17 protein-coding genes are annotated in these 22,365 nt (G+C 32.8%); all 17 read left to right on the forward strand.

The genetic code is table 11. From position 1 onward, the window contains the following. Positions 1–21 precede the first annotated feature (21 nt). Positions 22–1,329, forward strand: a complete 1,308-nt coding sequence (grdB, locus tag ACREV6_RS18895; protein WP_431579595.1) for a glycine reductase complex selenoprotein B — start codon at positions 22–24, stop codon at positions 1,327–1,329. Between the two features lie 217 nt (positions 1,330–1,546). Further along, positions 1,547–3,079 (forward strand): glycine/sarcosine/betaine reductase complex component C subunit beta, encoded by a 1,533-nt coding sequence (gene grdC / locus ACREV6_RS18900; RefSeq protein WP_431579596.1) that lies wholly within the window; start codon positions 1,547–1,549, stop codon positions 3,077–3,079. Positions 3,080–3,129: 50 nt separating this feature from the next. Further along, entirely contained in the window at positions 3,130–4,293 is a 1,164-nt protein-coding gene (gene grdD / locus ACREV6_RS18905) for a glycine/sarcosine/betaine reductase complex component C subunit alpha (RefSeq protein WP_431579597.1), read from the forward strand. A gap of 326 nt (positions 4,294–4,619) precedes the next feature. Beyond that, complete coding sequence (locus tag ACREV6_RS18910) at positions 4,620–5,723, forward strand: BMP family lipoprotein (RefSeq protein WP_431579598.1); 1,104 nt, start codon at positions 4,620–4,622, stop codon at positions 5,721–5,723. 221 nt (positions 5,724–5,944) lie between these two features. After that, positions 5,945–7,486 (forward strand): ABC transporter ATP-binding protein, encoded by a 1,542-nt coding sequence (locus ACREV6_RS18915; protein ID WP_431579599.1) that lies wholly within the window; start codon positions 5,945–5,947, stop codon positions 7,484–7,486. Beyond that, on the forward strand, positions 7,479–8,585 hold the full coding sequence (locus ACREV6_RS18920; protein ID WP_431579600.1) for an ABC transporter permease: 1,107 nt from the start codon (positions 7,479–7,481) through the stop codon (positions 8,583–8,585). The genes ACREV6_RS18915 and ACREV6_RS18920 overlap by 8 nt, the downstream gene beginning before the upstream one ends. Beyond that, the gene (locus ACREV6_RS18925) at positions 8,578–9,510 is read left to right on the forward strand and encodes an ABC transporter permease (RefSeq protein WP_431579601.1); all 933 of its coding nucleotides are present in this window, start codon (positions 8,578–8,580) and stop codon (positions 9,508–9,510) included. Before ACREV6_RS18920 ends, ACREV6_RS18925 begins: the two co-directional genes overlap by 8 nt. Positions 9,511–9,788: 278 nt before the next feature. Continuing rightward, positions 9,789–11,177, forward strand: a complete 1,389-nt coding sequence (rpoN, locus tag ACREV6_RS18930) for an RNA polymerase factor sigma-54 (RefSeq protein WP_431579620.1) — start codon at positions 9,789–9,791, stop codon at positions 11,175–11,177. A gap of 147 nt (positions 11,178–11,324) precedes the next feature. After that, positions 11,325–12,359 (forward strand): sugar-binding transcriptional regulator, encoded by a 1,035-nt coding sequence (locus ACREV6_RS18935; RefSeq protein WP_431579602.1) that lies wholly within the window; start codon positions 11,325–11,327, stop codon positions 12,357–12,359. 78 nt (positions 12,360–12,437) lie between these two features. Then, entirely contained in the window at positions 12,438–13,445 is a 1,008-nt protein-coding gene (gene gap / locus ACREV6_RS18940; RefSeq protein ID WP_431579603.1) for a type I glyceraldehyde-3-phosphate dehydrogenase, read from the forward strand. 218 nt (positions 13,446–13,663) lie between these two features. Beyond that, positions 13,664–14,860 (forward strand): phosphoglycerate kinase, encoded by a 1,197-nt coding sequence (locus ACREV6_RS18945; protein WP_431579604.1) that lies wholly within the window; start codon positions 13,664–13,666, stop codon positions 14,858–14,860. Between the two features lie 140 nt (positions 14,861–15,000). Next, the gene (gene tpiA / locus ACREV6_RS18950; RefSeq protein WP_431579605.1) at positions 15,001–15,747 is read left to right on the forward strand and encodes a triose-phosphate isomerase; all 747 of its coding nucleotides are present in this window, start codon (positions 15,001–15,003) and stop codon (positions 15,745–15,747) included. Between the two features lie 78 nt (positions 15,748–15,825). Then, positions 15,826–17,358, forward strand: a complete 1,533-nt coding sequence (gene gpmI, locus ACREV6_RS18955; protein WP_431579606.1) for a 2,3-bisphosphoglycerate-independent phosphoglycerate mutase — start codon at positions 15,826–15,828, stop codon at positions 17,356–17,358. 154 nt (positions 17,359–17,512) lie between these two features. Next, positions 17,513–18,808: a phosphopyruvate hydratase gene (gene eno / locus ACREV6_RS18960; RefSeq protein ID WP_431579607.1), complete on the forward strand. Its 1,296-nt coding sequence runs from the start codon at positions 17,513–17,515 to the stop codon at positions 18,806–18,808. A 187-nt stretch (positions 18,809–18,995) separates the two neighbouring features. Then, the gene (gene secG / locus ACREV6_RS18965) at positions 18,996–19,226 is read left to right on the forward strand and encodes a preprotein translocase subunit SecG (protein WP_431579608.1); all 231 of its coding nucleotides are present in this window, start codon (positions 18,996–18,998) and stop codon (positions 19,224–19,226) included. A 244-nt stretch (positions 19,227–19,470) separates the two neighbouring features. Continuing rightward, entirely contained in the window at positions 19,471–19,773 is a 303-nt protein-coding gene (locus ACREV6_RS18970) for a YerC/YecD family TrpR-related protein (protein ID WP_124999700.1), read from the forward strand. 269 nt (positions 19,774–20,042) lie between these two features. Beyond that, complete coding sequence (gene pcrA / locus ACREV6_RS18975) at positions 20,043–22,310, forward strand: DNA helicase PcrA (RefSeq protein ID WP_431579609.1); 2,268 nt, start codon at positions 20,043–20,045, stop codon at positions 22,308–22,310. Positions 22,311–22,365: the final 55 nt, after the last annotated feature.

The following is a 22,365-nucleotide window of genomic DNA, read 5'->3' on the forward strand; positions in this document are numbered from 1 at the left end:
GTTAGAAAGGGGGAGAAATACTTGTTAAAAATCGTACATTATATAAATCAATTTTACGCTGGAATAGGCGGAGAAGAACATGCAAATATTAAACCAGAGGTTAGAGAAGGCTTTGTAGGACCAGGAATGGGACTAAATGGTTTACTAATTAAAGGTGGAGCAGAAATAGTTGCTACTGTAATCTGTGGAGACTCCTACTTTGCTGAAAACATAGATGAAGCTCAAGCTACAATAATAGAGATGGTGAAGAAATACAAGCCAGATTTATTTATAGCAGGTCCTGCTTTTAATGCAGGAAGATATGGTATTGCTTGCGGTGCCGTAGCTACAGCAGTAAAAGAAAAATTAAATATACCAGTAATGTCTGGAATGTATGTAGAAAATCCAGGTGCTGATATGTATAAAAAACAAGTGTATCTAGTTTCAACTAGAAACAGTGCAGTTGGTATGAGAGATGCATTACCTAAGATGGTAAATTTAGCATTAAAATTAGCTAAGGGTGAAGAAATAGGAACACCAGATGAAGATAATTATATCGAAAGAGGTATAAGAAAGAACTATTTCGCTACGCAGAGAGGTTCTAAAAGAGCAGTTGACATGCTTGTTAAGAAGTTAAAGGGAGAAGAATTTGTAACAGAATTCAAAATGCCTACTTTTGATAGAGTTGAACCAAATGCTCCTATAAAGGATATAACTAAAGCTAAAATAGCAATAGTTACATCAGGTGGTATTGTTCCAAAAGGAAACCCTGATCATATAGAATCTTCAAGTGCTTCTAAAATATGCAAATACGACATAGAAGGAATAATGGATTTAACGTCTGTTACTCATGAAACAGCACATGGTGGACACGATCCAGTATATGCTAATGAAGATCCAGATAGAGTTATTCCAGTAGATGTATTAAGACAATTAGAAAAAGAAGGCAAAATAGGATCATTACACAGATATTTCTATTCAACAGTAGGTAATGGTACAGCAGTTGCATCATCTAAGAAATTTGGTGAAGATACTGCTAAAGAATTAATTGCGGGCGGCGTAGATGCAGTTATAGTAACCTCAACATGAGGAACTTGTACGCGTTGCGGTGCAACGTTAGTTAAAGAAATAGAAAGAGCTGGACTTCCAGTAGTTCATATGTGTACTATTACTCCAGTTTCAGTAACTGTTGGTGCTAATAGAATTATACCTACAATTGCTATTCCTCATCCACTTGGAAACCCAGCACTCACCATGGAAGATGAGTTTAAATTAAGAAGACATTTAGTAGAAAAGGCATTAGTGGCTCTACAGACTCCTGTAGATGGTCAAAAGGTGTTTGAAGACTAGTTTTTAACTCCAATTAATAAATAAATTAGGGGACTTTAAAGTTCCCTAATTATTTATACAATGATCAATGTACAATGCACAATGTACAATTTAGCTTAAATTTTATATTTTATTTAGCAAAGTTTATATTGTGGATTGTACATTAAAAATAAAATTAATGTACATAAATTAAATTAAAGTCTGTACTTGAAAGAGAAAATAAGGAGGATGAGTGATTATGAATTTCCCAGTTATAAAAAAAGCATCTTATATTTTAGTCAATACTCCAGATATGGTAATTCACAATGGAACTACACAAACATTAGAGAGAGAAACAAATCCAGATTCCGAATATTTAAAAGACATGAAAAGTCATTTAAGAGGATTTGAAGAGGTTGTGGCATATGCCCCAAACCAAACATATATAGGAAACATAACTCCAGAGGAGTTAGCTGAAATGCCAAGACCTTGGTACGGCAAAAACCTTGAGAATGCAAATAGATTTGGTAAATTTGGTGAAATTATGCCACAGGATGAATTCTATGGTTTAATGAAAATTTCAGATGTGTTTGATCTTGTACTATTAGAAAATTCTTTTGCAGAAAGTGTAAAAGAAAAACTATTAAAACACCCATTAATAGCTAGTAAAGTAGAAAAAATAGTTGGTGAGGAAATAGAAAAAATCAGAAGTCTTGTTTGTGATAGTGGTGCAGAAGGGCTATATGAGGGAGCGGACTTAGTAGGTTGCGTAAGACGTGCTCACGAATTTGATCCAAATCTTGCAGCACATTATATGCTAGAAAACATAGCTGTTAAAGCATCAGGGATTTTAGCTGGACTTCACTTAGTTAGTAACTTAGATATACCAATAGAAGATATTGGGTATATATTAGAATGTTCTGAAGAGGCTGTAGGTGATATGAACCAAAGAGGTGGCGGAAATTTAGCTAAATCTATAGGCGAAGTAATAGGACTTGTTGGCGCAACCGGTTCAGATATAAGAGGATTCTGTGCTGCTCCAACTCATGCTTTAGTAAATGCTGCTTCTTTAGTTAAATCAGGTATATTTAAAAATGTAGTGGTTATTGCTGGAGGAGCTACTGCAAAGCTGGGTATGAACGGTAAAGATCATGTTAAAAAGGGATTATCTGTACTTGAAGATTGTTTAGGTGGCTTTGCTATTCTTGTATCAGAAAATGATGGAGTTAGCCCAATACTTCGAACTGATGTAATAGGAAAACATACTATAGGACATGGTGCGGCACCTCAAGCAGTACTGGAAGCATTAGTACTTGACCCATTAACTGCTGCTGGAATGAAAATTACAGATGTGGATAAATATGCACCAGAAATGCAAACACCAGATATAACTGAGCCTGCAGGAGCTGGGGATGTACCTACGCAAAATTATAAAATGATTGGAGCTCTCGCAGTTAAAAAAGGACAATTGGATAGAAAAGAATTACCCAGCTTTATAAAACAACATGGATACCCAGGGTATGCACCTACTCAAGGACATATACCTTCAGGAGCACCTATTATTGGACATGGAATAGAGCATATAAAATCAGGAGTTTTAAAAAACTTCATGGTAATTGGTAAAGGAAGTCTATTTCTAGGAAGAATGACTAACTTATTTGATGGAATCTCAATTTTGGTTGAGAAAAATCCAGGAAAAGTAGAAGATAATTCAGGAATTAGCAAAGAAGAAGTTAAAGCCATGGTTGGCGATGCAATGAAAGATTTTGCTGAATATTTATTGAATAAATAATGAATAAATGAATAATAATTTAATTTGTCGCTTAGAAAAGGGGTGTAGATATGAGTGAAAATTCGACTAAACAAATGATTGCTGAAGTATTTAATGATATAGCCAGTGGCATAAAAAGCGGAAAATTTAAAGACAGTGTTAGAATAGGATTAACTACCTTCGGCAGCGAACATGGTGTAGAGGAAATGGTAAAAGCTGCAGAACTCGCTAAAAATAAATATGACGATTTTGAAATTGTTTTAATAGGACCAAAGGTGGATGCAGACTTTGAAATCATAGAAGTCCAGACTGCAGAAGAGGGTCATAAAAAAATGACTGAATTATTAGAAAATGGTAATTTAAGTGGGTGTGTTACTCAACATTTTGATTTTCCTATTGGGGTATCTACTGTTGGAAAGATAGTAACACCAGGCAAAGGCACTGATATGATAATAGCTACGACTACTGGAACTACGTCTACCAATAGAGTAGAAGGTATGGTGCTTAACGCAATTTCTGGTATTGCTACAGCTAAAGCTATAGGTATAAAAAATCCAACCCTTGGAATTCTGAATTTAGATGGAGCAAGACAAGTTGAAAGAATATTAAAAGAAGTACAAAGTAATGGATATGATTTTAGATTTGCAGATTCGTTAAGAGCTGGTGGTGGTGCCGTTATGAGGGGGAATGACCTTCTTGCAGGAACACCAGATGTTATGGTTTGTGATTCGCTAACTGGAAACATTTTAGTTAAAACTTTCGCTTCTTTCACCACTGGTGGCAACTATGAGACAGTAGGTGCTGGATATGGACCGGGTATTGGAGAAAATTACGATAAGCTTGTAAATATAGTTTCAAGGTCTTCAGGAGCACCATTGATAGCTGAAGCTTTAAAATACTGTGCTATTTGCGCCCAAAATACTGTACTCAGCATAGCAAAAAATGAATTTGCTAAGGCTAATAAATCAGGTTTAAAAGAAGCAATAAACAAGGTTATTAAAAAGGTAGAAAAGCTAGATACGCAGGAAGAAGTAAAAATGCCAAAGAAAAGAGTTGTTACATTTCCTATCCTTGGAATAGATATACTAGAACTGGAAGATGCATGTAAATGTTTATGGAAAGAAGAAGTATATTCAGAAAGTGGTATGGGATGTACAGGGCCAGTAGTTTTAGTTCCCGAAGATGAATCAGATAAAGCTATTGAAATTCTTAAAAAAGCTAAGTTTATGGGCTAACTTAAATTAAAAACAAAACTCTCACTAAATTATTAGTGAGAGTTTTTCTATTATTTTACAAAAAAAAATAAATCCAATTATATCCTATAATTAGTTGCTATTAATAAAAAATTCATATATAATTTAATTCATAGTCTAGATAAAACAATTCAGCATATATTATATATTGAATTGTTATTTGACAATTAAGTAACCGTTAACATGTATAGAAATTTAAAAAAATTTTTTAAATTTAAAGGATTTTTTTAATTTTTATAGAATACTAACATTCTAAGCAATAAAATTGTTTGATTAATTAATCAATTACTTATGGGGAGGGAATTATTATGAACAAGAAAAAGGTAGTTGCGGTACTTACAGCAGTGGCTGTAGTTGCAACATTATTTGTGGGTTGTGGAACTAAGAAGGTAGAAACACCAAAAGCTGATGCACCGAAAGCAGATGCAGCAAAATCAACTACGATGATAGGACTTACTACAGATGAGGGTGGATTAAATGACAAATCATTTAATCAATCAGCACATAAAGGGGTTAATAAGGCTAAAGGTGAAGACGGTTTCAACTATAAGGCTATTGAAGCTAAAAAGAAAGAAGACTACTCAGCAAATTTAGAAGCATTAATTGAAGAGGGTTCAAATTTAACATTTGCTGTTGGATATCAAATGGCAGATGCAATGACAGAGGTTGCTAAAGCTCATACTGACAAAAACTTTGCAATTATAGACTCAATTGTTAAATTGCCGAATGTAACATCTATTGTTTTTAAAGAGCAAGAAGGTTCATTCTTAATGGGAGTCATTGCTGGTAAAATGACAAAAACTAATAAAATTGGATTTATTGGTGGAAAAGATGGTGAATTAATAAACAGATTTGAAGTTGGTTTTGCAGCTGGTGTTAAATCAGTTAATCCAGAAGCTGCTAAGGGTTTAATAAGCACAGATGGTAAGAATGCAGGAACAACTGTAAAATATGCAGATAGTTTCGAGGATACAAATAAAGGCTATGAAATAGCTAAATCATTATATCAAGGTGGTTGCGACGTAGTTTATCATGCAGCAGGCGGAGTTGGTATTGGTTTATTTAAAGCAACTAAAGAATTAAAAGATGCTGGAAAAGCAGTTTGGGCAATCGGTGTTGATGAAGATCAATCTATAACAGTTCCAGAATATGCTGACGTTATACTTTCAAGTATGATGAAAAGAGTTGATACTGCAACTTACAATGAGTCAAAAGCTCAAGTTAAAAATGCATTTAAAGGTGGTACAACTATTAATCTTGGATTAAAAGAAGAAGGCGTAGGAATAGCTGAAACATCTAGCAAAAACGTACCAGCAGATATTTTAGCTTTAGTTAAAACATCTCAAGATAAAGTTATAAAAGGAGATATAATTGTTCCAACAGATAGAAAAGGGGCAATGGATTTTAAATAAATTAATATTTGTTGATTTTAAGAATACAATAAAGAGCTAGATGTATTACATCTAGCTCTTTATAAAAATAATATTAGTTTTAGAGGTGTTCCAAAAGGGAATTCTCCACATCTACAGGGTGAGATGTTATTTCCACAGAATTCATAAGACTTTAATATCCCAGCCACGAAGGTGATGGCATAGCTAAAGGTGATAATTAATCTTTTTAAGGAGGGAAGTAAATGGAAAAGGTAATTGAAATGAAAGGCATAACCAAGGTTTTTCCGGGAACCATTGCCAATGATAATGTAGATTTCGAACTATTAAAAGGCGAAACACATGTTCTTCTTGGTGAAAATGGTGCAGGAAAAACAACTCTTATGAATATTCTTTACGGTTTATATAAACAAGAAAAAGGCGAGGTTTATGTAAGCGGTAACCTAGTGAATATAAATACTCCAAACGATGCTATAAAACTGGGCATAGGAATGGTTCATCAACACTTTATGCTTGTACATAATTTCACTGTAACACAAAATATAATTTTAGGTATTGAACCTAAAAAAGGTATAAAAATTGATATGAACAAAGCAATTCATGATGTCAAAGAAATTTCAGAAAAATATGGATTTGCAATAAATCCAAACTCTGTTATAGAAGATATTTCCGTAGGGCAACAACAAAGGGTAGAGATATTAAAGGCACTATACAGAGGTGCTGAAACACTAATACTAGATGAGCCTACCGCAGTCTTAACACCTCAAGAAATTGAGGAACTAGGAATTATAATTAGAAATCTTGAAAAAGAAGGAAAATCTGTAATACTTATAACTCATAAATTAAAAGAAGTTATGAAAATGAGTGATAGAGTTACTATAATTAGGCGAGGTAAGATAACTGGCACAGTAAAAACTAAAGAAACAAGTATAGACGAATTAGCAGAACTTATGGTAGGCAGAAAAGTTAACTTAACTGTGGACAAGAAGCCTGCTGTAATTAAAGGAGAGATATTAAAAATTGAAAATCTTTGTGCTAACGATCAAAGAGGATTGCCTGCTGTAGATAATTTAAAATTAACAATACATGGTGGGGAAATTCTTGGTATAGCTGGTGTTGATGGTAATGGCCAATCTGAATTTTTAGAGGTCCTAACTGGACTTAGAAAGCCTAAGAGTGGAAGTGTTACTTTAAACGGTAAAAGTATATATGGCATGTCACCAAGAGATGTTATGTCAGCAGGTGTTGGACATATACCAGAGGATAGACAAAAAAGAGGACTTATATTAACTTACTCTCTATTTGAAAACTCGGTGCTTGGAATCCATAAGAATGCTCCCTTTAGTAAAGGCGTAGTTATGAATTACGGTGAAATTAGAAAACACTGTGATGAGCTTATTCGCGAATTTGATGTAAGAACTCCAAATGCAGATGTAAACGCTGAGTCACTATCAGGTGGTAATCAACAAAAACTCATAGCAGCTAGAGAAATCTCAAAAGATCCAGAACTATTAATAGCAGCACAACCTACAAGAGGTCTTGATGTTGGGGCAATAGAATATATTCACAAGAGACTCGTTTTGGAACGTGATAAGGGTAAGGCTGTTTTACTAGTATCCTTAGAACTTGATGAAATACTAGCATTATCAGATAGAATAGCGGTAATGTATGATGGCAAAATAGTAGATATACTGGATAGATGTGATGCCACAGAGAAAAAACTTGGCATACTTATGGCTGGTGGCACACTTTCTGAAACATTGGAAGGAGTTAAAGAAAATGAATAAAGTTAAAAATAAGGATAGTAAATTTGTTGATATAGCAAAGAATGCTCTTAAAGCACTTGCGTTTCCTTTCCTTGCTATAGTTATTTCCATATTTGTTGCTGTGTTCTTTGTAATGTGGGCAAAAGGATATTCTATATTACAGTATTTTTCAGCTCTAGGCGATTTATTTCGACTTATATATAAAGGTGGGTTTGGTAATGAAAGAGTAGCATTTGTTACTTTGTCAGAGGTTACTCCATTAATATTTACAGGAGTTGCAAATGCCGTAGCATTTAAATGTGGCCTATTTAATATAGGTGTTGCTGGTCAATTTATACTTGGAATGCTAGCAGCGGCAATAGTTGGAACAATACCGGGACTCAATCCTGTAATTCATATAGTTTTAATTATTCTTTCAGGCTTTGTAGCCGGAGGATTATGGGGAGCAATTCCAGGATACTTAAAGGCTAAAGTAGGTACTCATGAAGTAATTAATACAATTATGATGAATTATATAGCTATGTCTTTTGCTAATTTCATTATAAAAAGAACTCATTTTGGAGTGCCAGGTAAATCAAGTACTCCTTCTATACAGAGCAGCGCAGAGCTTCATAGATTTGTGTCCGGTAGTGGAGCTAACATTAGTATATTCCTTGCCATAGCAGTGGCTATCTTTATATTTTGGTTATTATGGAAAACAACTGTTGGCTATGAAATAAGGGCAGTTGGTATAAATCCACATGCAGCAGAATATGGTGGAATTAATGTAGCAAAAAATACTATCCTGGCTATGATACTTTCTGGTGCAATAGCAGGTGTTGGTGGGGCAACGCAGGTTGCAGGAGTTCTTCATAATGTAAAAGACTTTATGGCACTTCCATCTTTCGGGTTTGATGGTATAGCTGTTGCACTACTTGCCAAGAGTAATCCTGTTGGATGTATAGCCTCAGCTCTATTATTTGGAACTTTAAATAGTAGTGCTAGAACGCTTCAATTAAATGGAATACCAAAAGACATAGTTTATTTAATCCAAGCTATAATTATTATATTTGTAGCTACAGATTATATTGTTAAATACTTCTCGGAAAAGAAAAAGAAGGAGGCCATTACAAATGAGTAGTGTTATTTTAATCAATTTGCTCGCGCAAACTCTAAGAATAGCAACGCCTCTGATTTTTGCAGCACTTGGTGGTATATTTTCTGAAAAATCAGGTGTGGTTAATATAGGTCTAGAAGGTATGATGGTAATAGGTGCTTTCTTTGCGGTATTTGGAAGTTATGTAACTGGAAGCCCTTTATTAGGAGTACTTTTCGGTGTTATAGCTGGTGGCGTTTTGGGTTTGATACATGCAGTGCTTAGTATACATTTGCGTGCAGATCAAGTAATTTCAGGTACAGCTATAAATCTTTTTGCCACTGCCCTTGCCAGTTTTTTAATATTTAAGTTATTTGGGGGTAAAGGTGGTCAGACAGATATAGTAAAGGGGCTTTCTTATGACATACCAGAGGTCATTAAAAATATACCATTTATAGGTAAACTCATATCTGAGCTAAATTGGTTTGTTCTATTAGCAATTATTTTAGTGTTTGTGTCACACTATGTTCTATATAAAACACCTTTAGGACTAAGAATTAGAGCTGTAGGAGAGCACCCAAAGGCTGCTGATACACTAGGGATAAATGTTTATAAAATAAGATATTCATGTGTTATTTTATCCGGAATGCTTGCGGGTCTTGGTGGAGCGGCATTATCACTTGGCATAACCCCACTTTACAGAGAAGGAATGGTAGGAGGACGTGGATTTATTGCCTTAGCCGCTGTTATTTTCGGTAATTGGAAGCCTTTTGGAGCGCTTGGTGCTAGTTTACTATTTGCCTTTGGTCTTGCATTTAATATTTTTGCTCAGGGACTTAGTTGGAATTTACCTTCAGAAGTATACGAGGTTATTCCATATGTACTTACTATGCTTGCACTTGCAGGATTTGTTGGAAAAACAACAGGACCCTTGGCTAGTGGTAAGCCCTATGATAAAGCATCAAGGTAATATTTTAAAAATAAATAAACTCAGCTTTTGCTAATGGGTTTTTTACAAAAAAGTATGCTAAACATTTAGCATGCTTTTTTAGTTTCCATCTTAATATGCCCACAACCATAAATCTATATTGTAAGTATAAACAGATTATAATTTTTTAAAAAGGACATATGTCATTTTTTTAAAATACATAATATCTTTGGAGGCCCAAGACATAATCTATATTTATATCCTGTGCTATGTTATAATATTTGTAATGTGACTTAGATGAGGTGATAGATATTATGAATATTAATTTTGGTTTGAATTTAGTGCAAGAACAAAAATTAATAATGACTCAAGAAATGCAGATGTCTGTTAAACTTCTTCAAATGTCTGCATACGAGCTGGGTCAATATGTAAATAAAGAGATGCAAGAAAATCCGGTACTTGAGGAAAGAGATTTACAAAACCCTAAAAGTAATAACAATGAAACAAATGATTATAAACAAGCAAAAGATTATAAAGAAATAATTAAATACCTTGAAAAAGATGATTATAAAATAAAAAATTATAGTGCAAAGGCTGAAAATGAAGAAGTTTCTCCTTTCTATTATATTGCTCAGGAAAAATCTCTTAAAGATTATCTTATGGAGCAAATAGGTGAATTAACTGAAGAACCTGAAACTCTGGAAATATGCAAATACATGGTGGAAAACCTAGACACTAAAGGATATTTATCTGTAAAATTATCTGACATATGCAAGGAACTTACAATATCAGATGAAATAGCTGGAAATGCACTTAAAATTCTACAATCCCTAGATCCAGAGGGAATAGGAGCTAGGGATTTAAAAGAATGCTTAAAAATTCAATTATATAACCTGGGCAATAATGATGAAAATATCTATAAAATCATCCAAGATTATTTGGAATTGTTGGCAGAAAATAAATATAATGTTATAGCTAAAGAACTAAAAATTACAATTCCTCATGTTCAAAAATATGTAGACATAATAAAAACTTTAGAGCCTAAGCCTTCAAGAGGATTTTATACTGGTGAGACAGTTAAGTATATTGTACCAGATGCCTACATTAATAAAATTAATGATCAATATTTTATTTCTATGAACGAAGATATGCTACCAAAACTTAATATAAATTCCATGTATAAGGAAATTATTAAAAATGGAAAAGACGTAGAAGCAGTAGAATATGTAAAAGAAAAACTCAATAGTGCAATGTTTCTTATAAAAAGTATTGAACAAAGGAAAAACACTGTGTATAGGGTTTTGGAAGAGATTTTGGCAGTTCAAAAGGAATATTTCGATAATGGCTCTGAATACTTAAAACCCATGACACTTAAAAAAATTGCTAACAATTTAGAAATGCATGAATCCACTATAAGTCGTGCAATTAGAGAAAAATATGTTTCAGTGAATAGTGGTAAAGTCATTAAAATAAAAGATTTATTTACTAATGGAATTGCATCAGTTATAGGTGGAGAGGATATATCTACAATTAATATTAAGAGCGCTATTAAGGAAATGGTGGATAACGAAGAGCAAAAGAAACCACTATCAGACCAAATTATTTGTAATCGATTAAATATAGAAGGGATGAATATTTCAAGAAGAACTGTAGCAAAATATAGAGAAGAACTCCAAATTAAGAGTTCTAGTAAACGTAAAAGATTTTAAGCAAAATATTACTTATAATCCTCTTGTTAACACATTGTTAACAAGTTTTTTTCAAATACTAATTTAAAAAAGTTAGTATTTCATTTATAATGTAAGTGGGAACAAAAAATATATGCTGGGACTTAAAAAGTCCAGAGAGGTGTTCAAGTGCATAATATATTAAAATTACAACAAAAGGTAGTGCCAGAACTCATAGAACTTCTCCAAAAGAGGTATGATATATTAAGAGTGATATATTATGATGGGCCTATAGGACGAAGAATTTTGGCGAATGACATGAATATAAGTGAGAGAATTGTAAGAAATGAAATAAACTTTTTGAAATCTCAGAATTTAATTGAGGTTAATGCATCGGGTATGTTTATAACAACTGATGGAGAAGAAATTATAAGTAAGTTAAAAGAGTTTATTCATGAAATTAAAGGATTGTCCGAAATTGAGAACTTTATTGAAAAACATTTGAATATTAATCAAGTTATAGTTGTTCCTGGAGATGTAGACATTGATAAAAGCGTGCTTAAAGAACTTGGAAAAGCAGCAGCCATTTATGCTATGGATATTATTAAAGATAACAGTATAATTGCATTAACAGGTGGATCAACAGTTAAACAAGTCGTAGAGGGTTTTACTAAAAATAATAAATATAATAATATTTTAGTGCTTCCAGCTAGAGGTGGTATGGCAAGAAATGTAGAAATTCAAGCTAATACATTAGTGGCAAGGCTTGCAGATAAAATTGGTGGCAATTATGAATTACTTCATGCACCTGATAATTTGAGTAATGCAGCTTTAGAAACCATATTAAATGAAAAAGAAATAAAAAGTATAATCCGAAAAATCCGAAGTGCTGAAGTGCTTATATATGGTATAGGTATCGCTACAGACATGGCTAGGAAAAGAGGCCTATCGGAAGAGGATATAAAGGGCCTAGAAGAATTAGGTGCTGTAGGAGAGACTTTTGGCCATTATTACAATGAATTAGGGGAAATAGTTCATTCTACACCTACTATTGGGGTGAAAAATGAAGATGTTAAAAATATTAAAACTCTAATTGCAGTAGCAGCTGGAAAAAATAAAGCTAGAGCCATCATAGCCACTGAAATCAGTAGTTCAAGCACGGTTTTAATAATTGATGAAGCAGCTGCAAAAGAAATTATAAATATTATCGAGAAAACAGAGTAAACTATATAATGATTTTGTAAAAGGAAAAATTATATATTTACATATAATTATTTTTAAAAATTTAGGAGGTTTTGTCAAATGATAAAAGTAGGAATTAATGGATTTGGAAGAATAGGAAGAAATGTATTTAAAGCACTAGTGGCAAACTATGCTACAGAATTACAGGTAGTAGGAATCAATGATTTAACAGACGCTGCTACATTAGGACATCTTTTAAAATATGATTCACTTTACGGAAAATTTAACGGAACTGTAGAAGCTAAAGAAAGTTCAATAGTTGTTAATGGAAAAGAAATTAAAATATTCGCAGAAAGAGATCCAAAAAACATAGATTGGAATTCACTTGGAGCAGAAATAATAATAGAATCTACAGGATTCTTTACAGATGCTACTAAAGCAAATGCTCATTTAGGTGGAAGTGTTAAAAAAGTTCTTATATCTGCACCAGCAAAAAATGAAGATATAACAATAGTACTAGGAGTTAACGAAGAAAAATATGATGCAGCAAAACATAACATAATTTCAAATGCATCATGTACTACAAACTGTTTAGCACCATTTGCTAAAGTTTTAGATCAAGAATTTGGAATAGTTAAGGGTCTTATGACTACAATTCATTCATATACTGGAGATCAAAGATTATTAGATGCTCCACATAATGATATGAGACGTGCAAGAGCTGCTTGTGAATCAATGATTCCAACTACAACTGGAGCTGCAAAAGCTGTAGCACTGGTTTTACCACAATTAAAAGGAAAATTAAACGGATTCTCATTAAGAGTTCCAACTCCAACAGTTTCATGTACAGATTTAGTTTGTGAACTTTCAAAAAATGTTACTGCAGAACAAGTAAATGCAGCATTTAAGAGTGCTTCTGAAACTTCAATGAAAGGAATTCTTGGATTCTGCGAAGAACCATTAGTTTCAATTGATTTTAGAGGAGACGAAAGATCTTCTATAGTTGATGCACCATCAACTATGGTTATTGGAGATAACATGGTTAAAGTTGTAGCTTGGTATGATAATGAATGGGGTTATTCAAATAGACTCGCAGATTTAACTAAATATGTTGCAGACAGACTATAAAAATTAATTTTACTATAAAACTGTAAGCAAACTGTAATCTAACTGTAAGCAAACAGTAAGTAAAATATTAAGGGTTGGTTTTATAGTTAAACTATAAAACCAGGCCTTTTTAATAATTACATCATGTAAAAATTATCACTAACAATAATTGATTTTAGTACAATTATTTTAAGATAAAAATATTTTGCATAATAAACAATAATGAGAGGAGAATGTGTATGAAATTTAATAAAAAAACTATAGAAGATATCCAGGTTAAAGGTAAAAAGGTATTGGTAAGATGCGATTTCAATGTACCATTAAGTGAGGGAGCAATTACAGATGTAAATAGATTAGTGGGTGCTATGCCTACAATAAATTATCTGGTTAAAAATGGAGCAAAGGTTATTTTATGTTCACACCTTGGAAAACCAAATGGAGAAGCAAAACCTGAACTTTCACTAGCACCAGTTGCTAAGAGATTAAGTGAAATGTTAGGAAAAGAAATAGTTTTTGCAGCAGACCCAAATGTAGTTAGTAATAATGTAAAATCTGAAGTATCAAAAATGAAAGACGGAGATGTCTTATTACTAGAAAATACAAGATATAGAAAAGAAGAAACTAAAAATAGTGAGAATTTTTCAAAGGAGCTCGCATCTCTTGCAGATATATTTGTAAATGATGCATTTGGAACAGCTCATAGAGCGCATTGCTCTACAGTTGGCGTAACGCAGTTTATTGAAACTTCGGTGTGTGGATACTTAATCCAAAAGGAATTGAAATTCTTAGGAGAAGCAGTAGAAACTCCAGTTAGACCTTTTGTAGCAATTTTAGGTGGAGCTAAGGTTTCAGATAAAATAGATGTTATTGCTAATTTGCTTGAAAAAGTAGACACTTTAATAATTGGTGGAGGAATGGCTTACACATTCTTAAAAGCTGGTGGTTATTCTATAGGAAGCTCACTTGTTGAAGAAGACAAGGTAGAATATGCTAAAGATATGATGCAAAGAGCGGAGGCTAAAGGTGTTAAATTCTTATTACCAGTGGATCATATTGTTGCAGATAAATTTTCAGCTGAGGCAGAGCCTATAGTTACTGATAATCAAAATATTCCAGTTGGATATATGGGACTTGATATTGGACCTAAGACTTGTGAAATTTACAAAGGTGCTATAAGTATAGCTAAAACTATTATATGGAATGGACCAATGGGAGTATTTGAATTTGCAAATTTTGCAAAGGGAACTATAGCAGTAGCAGAAGGCATGTCAAAAGTTGACGGAACTACTGTAATAGGTGGTGGAGATAGTGCAGCGGCAGTTAACCAATTAGGATTCGGGGATAAAATGACTCACATATCTACAGGTGGTGGAGCATCTCTTGAATTTTTAGAGGGTAAATTGTTACCAGGAATTGAAGCACTTACTAACAAATAATTAAATGAAATTTTGTTATTCTAAAGTCATAAATAAATATTAATTGTTGTCCCCCTTAAAAGTTCTTTTTAAAGATAAATGAGAGAGATGACAATTAATAGTTCACATATATCACAAACCAACAATTAGGAGGGTTTTTTATGAGAAAAGGTATAATTGCAGGTAATTGGAAAATGAATAAAACTGTAGGTGAAGCTGTAAGCTTAATCGAGGAAATAAAGCCTTTAGTTAAAAATGCACAATGTGAAGTTGTAGTTTGTCCTACATTTTTATGTTTAGATGCAGTAATAAAAGCAGCTAAGGGATCAAATATAAAAGTAGGAGCTCAAAACATGCATTACGAAGAAAATGGTGCTTTTACAGGTGAAGTTTCACCAGGGATGTTAAAAGATATGGGCGTTGATTATGTAATAATTGGACATAGTGAAAGAAGACAATATTTCAATGAAACAGATGAATCTGTAAACAAAAAGCTTAAAGCTGCTTATAATCATAAAATTTCACCTATACTTTGCATGGGAGAAACTCTTGCACAAAGAGAATCAGATATTACAGAAAAAGTCTTAGATAATCAAATAAAATTAGATTTAGCAGGACTTACAAGAGAGCAAGTGGAAAAATTAGTTATAGCTTATGAACCAATATGGGCTATAGGCACAGGAAAAACTGCAACTGCGGATGAAGCTAATGAGACAATTGGATTTATAAGAAAGACTGTAGGAGCTATGTTTGGATCTGATGTTTCGGATAAACTTAGAATTCAATATGGCGGTTCAGTTAAACCATCAACTATAAGTGAGCAAATGGGTAAATCAGATATAGATGGTGGATTAATTGGAGGAGCTAGTCTTAAAGCAGAAGACTTTGCAGGGATAGTAAACTATTAAGGAATAGTAAACTATTAAAATATAAATAAACAGATATATATATATATATAAGAAACAGATCGGGTGGGAGGAACAAAAATGCCAAAGAAACCAGTAATGCTAATGATTTTAGATGGATTTGGATTATCAGATCACTTAGATGGAAATGCAGTATACTCTGCAAATAAACCAAACTATGATGCAATATTAAAGAAATATCCAAGTACAAAATTGAATGCAAGTGGCCTAGAGGTAGGACTACCAGAGGGTCAAATGGGAAACTCTGAAGTAGGTCATCTAAATATAGGTTCTGGTAGAATTGTATACCAAGAACTTACAAGAATAACAAAAGAAATTAAGGAAGGAGACTTCTTTAAAAATCCTGCTTTTAATAGTGCTATAGATAAAGCTATTAAGGCAAATTCGACCGTACACCTTTTAGGATTATTGTCTGATGGAGGAGTTCACTCCCATATTAATCATTTAAAAGCACTATTAAAGCTTGCTGCGGATAAAGGTGCGAAAAAGGTTTACGTGCATGCTTTCTTAGATGGTAGGGATGTACAACCAGGGTCAGCGCTGGAATACATAGCAGACCTGGAAGAATATATGAATGAAATAGGTATCGGAAAAATTGCTACTGTAAGTGGTAGATATTATGCTATGGATAGAGATCAGAGATGGGAAAGAGTTAAACTTGCATATGATGCTATGGTTTTATCTAAAGGTGAAGAGAATACCTCAGCAACAGAAGCAGTTAAACGTGCTTTCCATGATAATAAGACAGATGAATTTGTTCTTCCAACGGTTATAATGGAGAATAATAAACCAGTATCCGCTATAAAGAATAATGATAGTGTTATATTCTTTAATTTTAGACCAGACAGGGCTCGCGAAATTACTAGAGCGATAAATGACAAAGTATTCCTTGGATTTGAAAGAGAAACACTAAATTTGAACTATGTATGTACTACTCAATATGATATGTCACTAGAACATGTTGATGTGGCATACACACCAGAAAGTTTCACTAACACACTGGGAGAATATGTTAGTAAAATGGGCAAAAAACAGTTAAGAATAGCTGAAACTGAAAAATATGCTCATATTACATTCTTCTTTAATGGAGGGGTTGAGGCTCCAAATGCCAATGAAGATAGAGCATTAATTCCATCACCTAAAGTAGCTACTTATGATTTAAAACCAGAAATGAGTGCATATGAGGTTACTGAGGAATTACTAAAAAGGTTAGATACAGATAAGTATGACATGATTATACTTAACTTTGCCAATCCAGATATGGTAGGGCATACAGGAGATTTTGAAGCTGCTAAAAAAGCTATAGAAGCAGTAGATATATGTCTTGGGAAAATTGTTGAAAATGTTTTAGAAAAAGATGGTAGCATATTTATAACTGCAGACCATGGGAATTCTGAGCAAATGATTGACTTTTCTTCAGGAAAGCCTATGACAGCACATACTACAAATTTAGTTCCATTTACTTGTGTTTCAAACCAACGCATGGAGCTAAAAGAAAGCGGAATATTGGCAGATATTGCTCCTACTATGCTTTCGGTTATGGGACTAGATGTACCTAAGGAAATGACAGGAAAATCTTTAATCACACTTTAAGATTAAATCACTGAAGGTGATTATTTAATTAATAGAAAACTAAATGAAATTACTATATTATCTAAGGTGAATTTAAGTTTCTTTAAATTATAGGATTATCTTAATTTAACTTAGGAGATAATAAAATAGAAAAAAATATTGGAGGTAATAATATATGAAAAACTTTATTGAAATTATTGATGTTTACGCAAGACAAATTTTAGATTCAAGAGCATTTCCAACTGTTGAGGTTGAAGTAACTCTAGAAGATGGAACAGTAGCAAGAGCAGCAGTGCCATCAGGTGCTTCTACAGGTATGTTTGAAGCAGTGGAACTCAGAGATGGAGACAAGAATATATATAACGGAAAAGGAGTTTTAAAGGCTGTTGATAATGTAAATGAATTAATAGCTGAAGAACTAATTGGAATGAACGTATACGATCAAATAGCTATAGATAAAGCAATGATAGCTCTTGATGGAACAGACAATAAGAGCAAACTAGGTGCTAATGCAACACTTGGAGTATCCTTGGCTTGTGCAAGAGCTGCAGCTGAATCACTAGGCCTTGGATTATACCAATATATTGGCGGAGTAAACGCTAAAGTTTTACCAGTTCCAATGATGAATATTATAAATGGTGGAAGTCATGCTGACAATAATGTAGATTTACAAGAGTTTATGATTATGCCAGTTGGAGCGACTTCTTTCAGTGAAGCTCTAAGAATGAGCGCAGAAGTTTACCATGCATTAAAAGCATTATTGAAAAGTAAGGGTCTGGCTACTGGTGTTGGTGATGAAGGTGGATTTGCTCCAGACTTATCATCAAATGAAGAAGCTATAAAGATTATAATTGAAGCTATAGAAAAAGCTGGATATGTTCCAGGAAAAGATATCTATATAGCTCTTGACCCAGCTGCTTCTGAATTCTTTGAAGATGGAACATACAACTTATCTTCAGAAGGAAGAATATTAACTCCAGAGCAAATGGCTGACTACTATGTAGAATTAGTTAACAAATATCCAATTATTTCTATAGAAGATGGAATGGCTGAAGAAGATTGGGAAGGTTGGAAATACTTAACTGATAAAATAGGAGATAGAATTCAATTAGTTGGAGACGACTTATTTGTAACTAACACTGATAGATTAAAAATGGGAATTGAAAGAAAAACAGCAAATTCAATTCTTATAAAATTAAATCAAATAGGAACACTAACTGAAACATTAAATGCTATAGAAATGGCTGAAAGAGCAGGATTTACTGCAGTAGTTTCTCATAGATCAGGAGAAACAGAAGATACGAGCATAGCAGACCTAGTTGTAGCTGTGAATGCAGGACAAATTAAAACTGGCGCACCAGCAAGAACCGAAAGAGTTGCTAAATATAATCAGCTATTAAGAATAGAGGAAGAATTAGAAGGAATGGCTGAATATAGAGGATTAAAAGCATTCTATAACATTAATAGATAATAATTAATTTTAGATAAGAGTATAGTCTACATAGGCTATACTCTTATATTTTAGTGTCCTTTGTGTGGATATTTACAGATTGTAAGAAAAACACATACCTTTAAGCGTGGGAGTATTAGAATCCATTGCAAGCTAACCTAGAGTATGATAAAATAATAATATATTCCATGAATGGGGGGGTGTTCACATGCATAATTTTCTAGTAGTTTTACAGGTTATAACTTCAATAGCTATAATTGTGTCAGTTATGATGCAACCTAGTAAATCAAATGGATTAAGTGGTCTTATAGCAGGGAGTTCTGATACTTTTTTTGCGAAAAATAAAACAAAAACTGCGGAATCAGTTTTAGCACGAATCACAACAGTTTCAGCAGTGTGCTTTATATTAACTACAGTTATGTTAAATATAGTTAAATAATATAATTATCTAACTCACAGTTAGGCACATTCAAATAAATATTTTGGTCTTGCAGCAGTTTATTTAAATTATTTTTAATAAACTGCATTTTTTTATTTCATAGGAAATTATAAAATTACTTGAATAAAGCAAAGATACTTGTAGGACATGTAATTTTTGGAATTTTTAAAATTTTAATAGTATAAATGTAATATAAATGTTAAAATTGTTTAAAGTAATCAATGATTATTAGAGGTGAAGGATGATGAGTGAATATAGTTCTAAATTAGAAAGTGAAGATATGGATTTTCTTTTTGATGGTATTTTAAGCCTGCAAAATAAGGAAGAGTGCTATAGATTTTTTGAGGATATATGCACTATAAATGAAATCCAAGCATTTGAGCAAAGACTTCAGGTAGCAAAAATGTTAGCAGAAAAAAGGACATATTTGGATATAGCTAGTACTACAGGGGCAAGTACTGCCACAATAAGTAGAATAAATAGATCGTTAAACTATGGTAGTGATGGATATAAACTTATATTAGAACGTTTGAAATTAAAGAAATAAGTATATTTATTTGCCTACAGCTTGGGACAAAAAGGGACGGTTGACATATATTTACTCAACATAACTAAGGTTAGAGGAGTAAACATAAATTAACCGTCTCTATTTCTAAAGTTGTTTAAGTTTACACACATTATGATATAATTATAGGTATGTTTGTTGCAAATAAACAAATAGTACATTAAATTGTTATTTGTTTATTTGCGTGTTGAGTGAAATATAAGTAATGCTAGATGAATCTAGTATTAATATAATATATAAGGAGTGTTTTTATGGATTTAGAAAGTTTGTTAAACAAAGAGCAATGTGAGGCTGCAATAACAGTGGATGGGCCGCTACTAATATTGGCGGGTGCGGGCTCTGGAAAAACTAGAGTTTTAACTTATAGAATTGCCCATATGATTCAAGATTTAAATATATATCCTTCGCAAATACTCGCAATAACTTTTACGAATAAAGCAGCTGGTGAAATGAAGGATAGAGTGCGTGCGCTTGTAGGTAATATAGCAGATAATATGTGGATTTCTACATTCCATTCTAGTTGTGTTAGGATTCTTCGTAGGGAAATAGATAAACTAGGATATAACAAGAACTTTACTATTTATGATAGTTATGATCAAAAAAGTTTGATTAAACAGTGTATGAAGGAACTCCAAATAAATGAAAAAGACCTAACTGATTCAGAAATTTTAAATAAAATATCAAATGCTAAAAACGAACTTATTTCTGCTAAAGAATACAAAAAAGAAAATGAAAGTGATTTTAGAATGAATAAAATTGCTGATATATATGTTCTTTATCAAAAGAAATTAAAAGGCAATAATGCACTAGATTTTGATGATTTGATTTTTAAAGCTGTAGAATTACTTAAAAATAATAAGGATGTTTTAGATTTTTATCATAAAAAGTTTAGATATATTATGGTAGATGAGTATCAAGATACAAATAAGGCACAGTATATGCTTGTAAAACTTTTAGTAGATGAGAGGGAAAATATATGCGTAGTTGGGGATGATGACCAATGCATCTATGCATGGAGAGGCGCTGATGTCACTAATATCTTAGATTTTGAAAGTGATTATCCAAGTGCAAAAGTGGTTAAGCTTGAGCAAAATTATAGATCTTATGGAAATATACTTACGGCAGCTAATGAAGTCATAAGAAATAATTCACAGAGAAAAGATAAGGCACTGAGAACTGAAAAAGACAGTGGAGACAAAATTAATTTGTATAGAGCATTTTCAGATAGAGATGAGGCAAATTTTGTAGCAAGTCAGATTAAGGAAATTATGAAGGAAGAAAATAAGAGCTTTAAGGATTTTGCAATTTTATATAGGATGAATTCTCAATCTCGTATTTTTGAGGAAAGTTTTAGGAAATCTTTAATTCCCTATAAAATAGTAGGAGGATTAAAGTTTTATGATAGAAAAGAAATAAAGGACATAATGGCCTATTTAAAGCTTATGAATAATCCTCTTGACGATATTGCATTAAAAAGAATTATAAATGTTCCTAAAAGAAATATAGGTGATGCAACTATTCAAAAAATTCAAGAGTTTGCAACTGAGATAGACCAATGTTTGTATAGTGCAATTCTAGATGTGGAGTACATACCGTCGCTAACTACTAGAAATACATCATCTATAAATAAGTTTGTTAGTCTTATGAATAACTTTATGGCTAAAAAGGATGAGATCACTGTAGCGGAGTTAATTAAGTCTATTTTGAGTGATACAGGATACCTAAAGCAATTAGAAACATCTAAGGAACCAGAGGATGAGAGTAGGGTAGAAAATATAAAGGAATTAGTATCAGATGCTGTAGAATTTGAAAGAACTTCAGAAGATAAATCACTTTTAGCATTCCTCGAAGGAGTTAGTTTAGGTTCATCTGCAGAGAATACTGAAAATCCTGAAGAGATTGTAGATACTGCAGCAATGATGACGGTACATAGTGCAAAAGGACTAGAATTTCCAGTGGTATTCATGGTTGGTATGGAAAACGGCTTATTCCCGGGTATGTCTTCCTTAAATGATCCTAAAGAAATGGAAGAATCAAGGCGTTTATGCTATGTGGCTATAACAAGAGCAGAAGAGAAGCTTTATATAACATCAGCAGAGAGTAGAATGGTATTTGGAAGAACCGTTGGATATGCACCTTCTGATTTTATAAGTGAAATCCCAGAAGGGTTAAAAGAAATTATTGGTGGAAATAAAAATAGGACTGTGCAGGTCTTAAGAAGAAATAAAACTAAGGCTCCACAAAAGTATAATCCTCATGGTCTCATGAGTTCAAATGGTGAAGAGAGTAATGCTGCGACGCAGGATTACCTATCAGTTACGGCGCAAGGTAGTAATTTGCAGCAGCAAAGTATGAAAAGTGAAGCGGCGGTAGGGAGAAAAGTTAAACATGATAAATTTGGAATAGGTACCATTGTGTCAATATCAAGTTCAAATGGTGACACCTTGATTTCAATAGCTTTTGATAATATGGGAATAAAAAAATTGGTATTAGATAAAGCACCTATAGAAATGTTATAAAACATGTTCCATAAAATAACTAGTGAGTATGCTAGTTATTTTATTTGGTTATTTG

The sequence above is a fragment of the Clostridium sp. genome, assembly GCF_050717515.1.
Taxonomy (GTDB): domain Bacteria; phylum Bacillota; class Clostridia; order Clostridiales; family Clostridiaceae; genus Clostridium_AD.

What these genes read in the sequence shown, in the direction of transcription:
- secG (WP_431579608.1), top strand. Translation starts at nt 18,996, where the DNA reads ATGCATAATTTTCTAGTAGTTTTACAGGTTATAACTTCAATAGCTATA.
- gap (WP_431579603.1), top strand. Translation starts at nt 12,438, where the DNA reads ATGATAAAAGTAGGAATTAATGGATTTGGAAGAATAGGAAGAAATGTA.
- ACREV6_RS18945 (WP_431579604.1), top strand. Translation starts at nt 13,664, where the DNA reads ATGAAATTTAATAAAAAAACTATAGAAGATATCCAGGTTAAAGGTAAA.
- eno (WP_431579607.1), top strand. Translation starts at nt 17,513, where the DNA reads ATGAAAAACTTTATTGAAATTATTGATGTTTACGCAAGACAAATTTTA.
- ACREV6_RS18910 (WP_431579598.1), top strand. Translation starts at nt 4,620, where the DNA reads ATGAACAAGAAAAAGGTAGTTGCGGTACTTACAGCAGTGGCTGTAGTT.
- ACREV6_RS18970 (WP_124999700.1), top strand. Translation starts at nt 19,471, where the DNA reads ATGAGTGAATATAGTTCTAAATTAGAAAGTGAAGATATGGATTTTCTT.
- ACREV6_RS18925 (WP_431579601.1), top strand. Translation starts at nt 8,578, where the DNA reads ATGAGTAGTGTTATTTTAATCAATTTGCTCGCGCAAACTCTAAGAATA.
- ACREV6_RS18915 (WP_431579599.1), top strand. Translation starts at nt 5,945, where the DNA reads ATGGAAAAGGTAATTGAAATGAAAGGCATAACCAAGGTTTTTCCGGGA.
- ACREV6_RS18920 (WP_431579600.1), top strand. Translation starts at nt 7,479, where the DNA reads ATGAATAAAGTTAAAAATAAGGATAGTAAATTTGTTGATATAGCAAAG.
- grdD (WP_431579597.1), top strand. Translation starts at nt 3,130, where the DNA reads ATGAGTGAAAATTCGACTAAACAAATGATTGCTGAAGTATTTAATGAT.
- pcrA (WP_431579609.1), top strand. Translation starts at nt 20,043, where the DNA reads ATGGATTTAGAAAGTTTGTTAAACAAAGAGCAATGTGAGGCTGCAATA.
- tpiA (WP_431579605.1), top strand. Translation starts at nt 15,001, where the DNA reads ATGAGAAAAGGTATAATTGCAGGTAATTGGAAAATGAATAAAACTGTA.
- grdC (WP_431579596.1), top strand. Translation starts at nt 1,547, where the DNA reads ATGAATTTCCCAGTTATAAAAAAAGCATCTTATATTTTAGTCAATACT.
- gpmI (WP_431579606.1), top strand. Translation starts at nt 15,826, where the DNA reads ATGCCAAAGAAACCAGTAATGCTAATGATTTTAGATGGATTTGGATTA.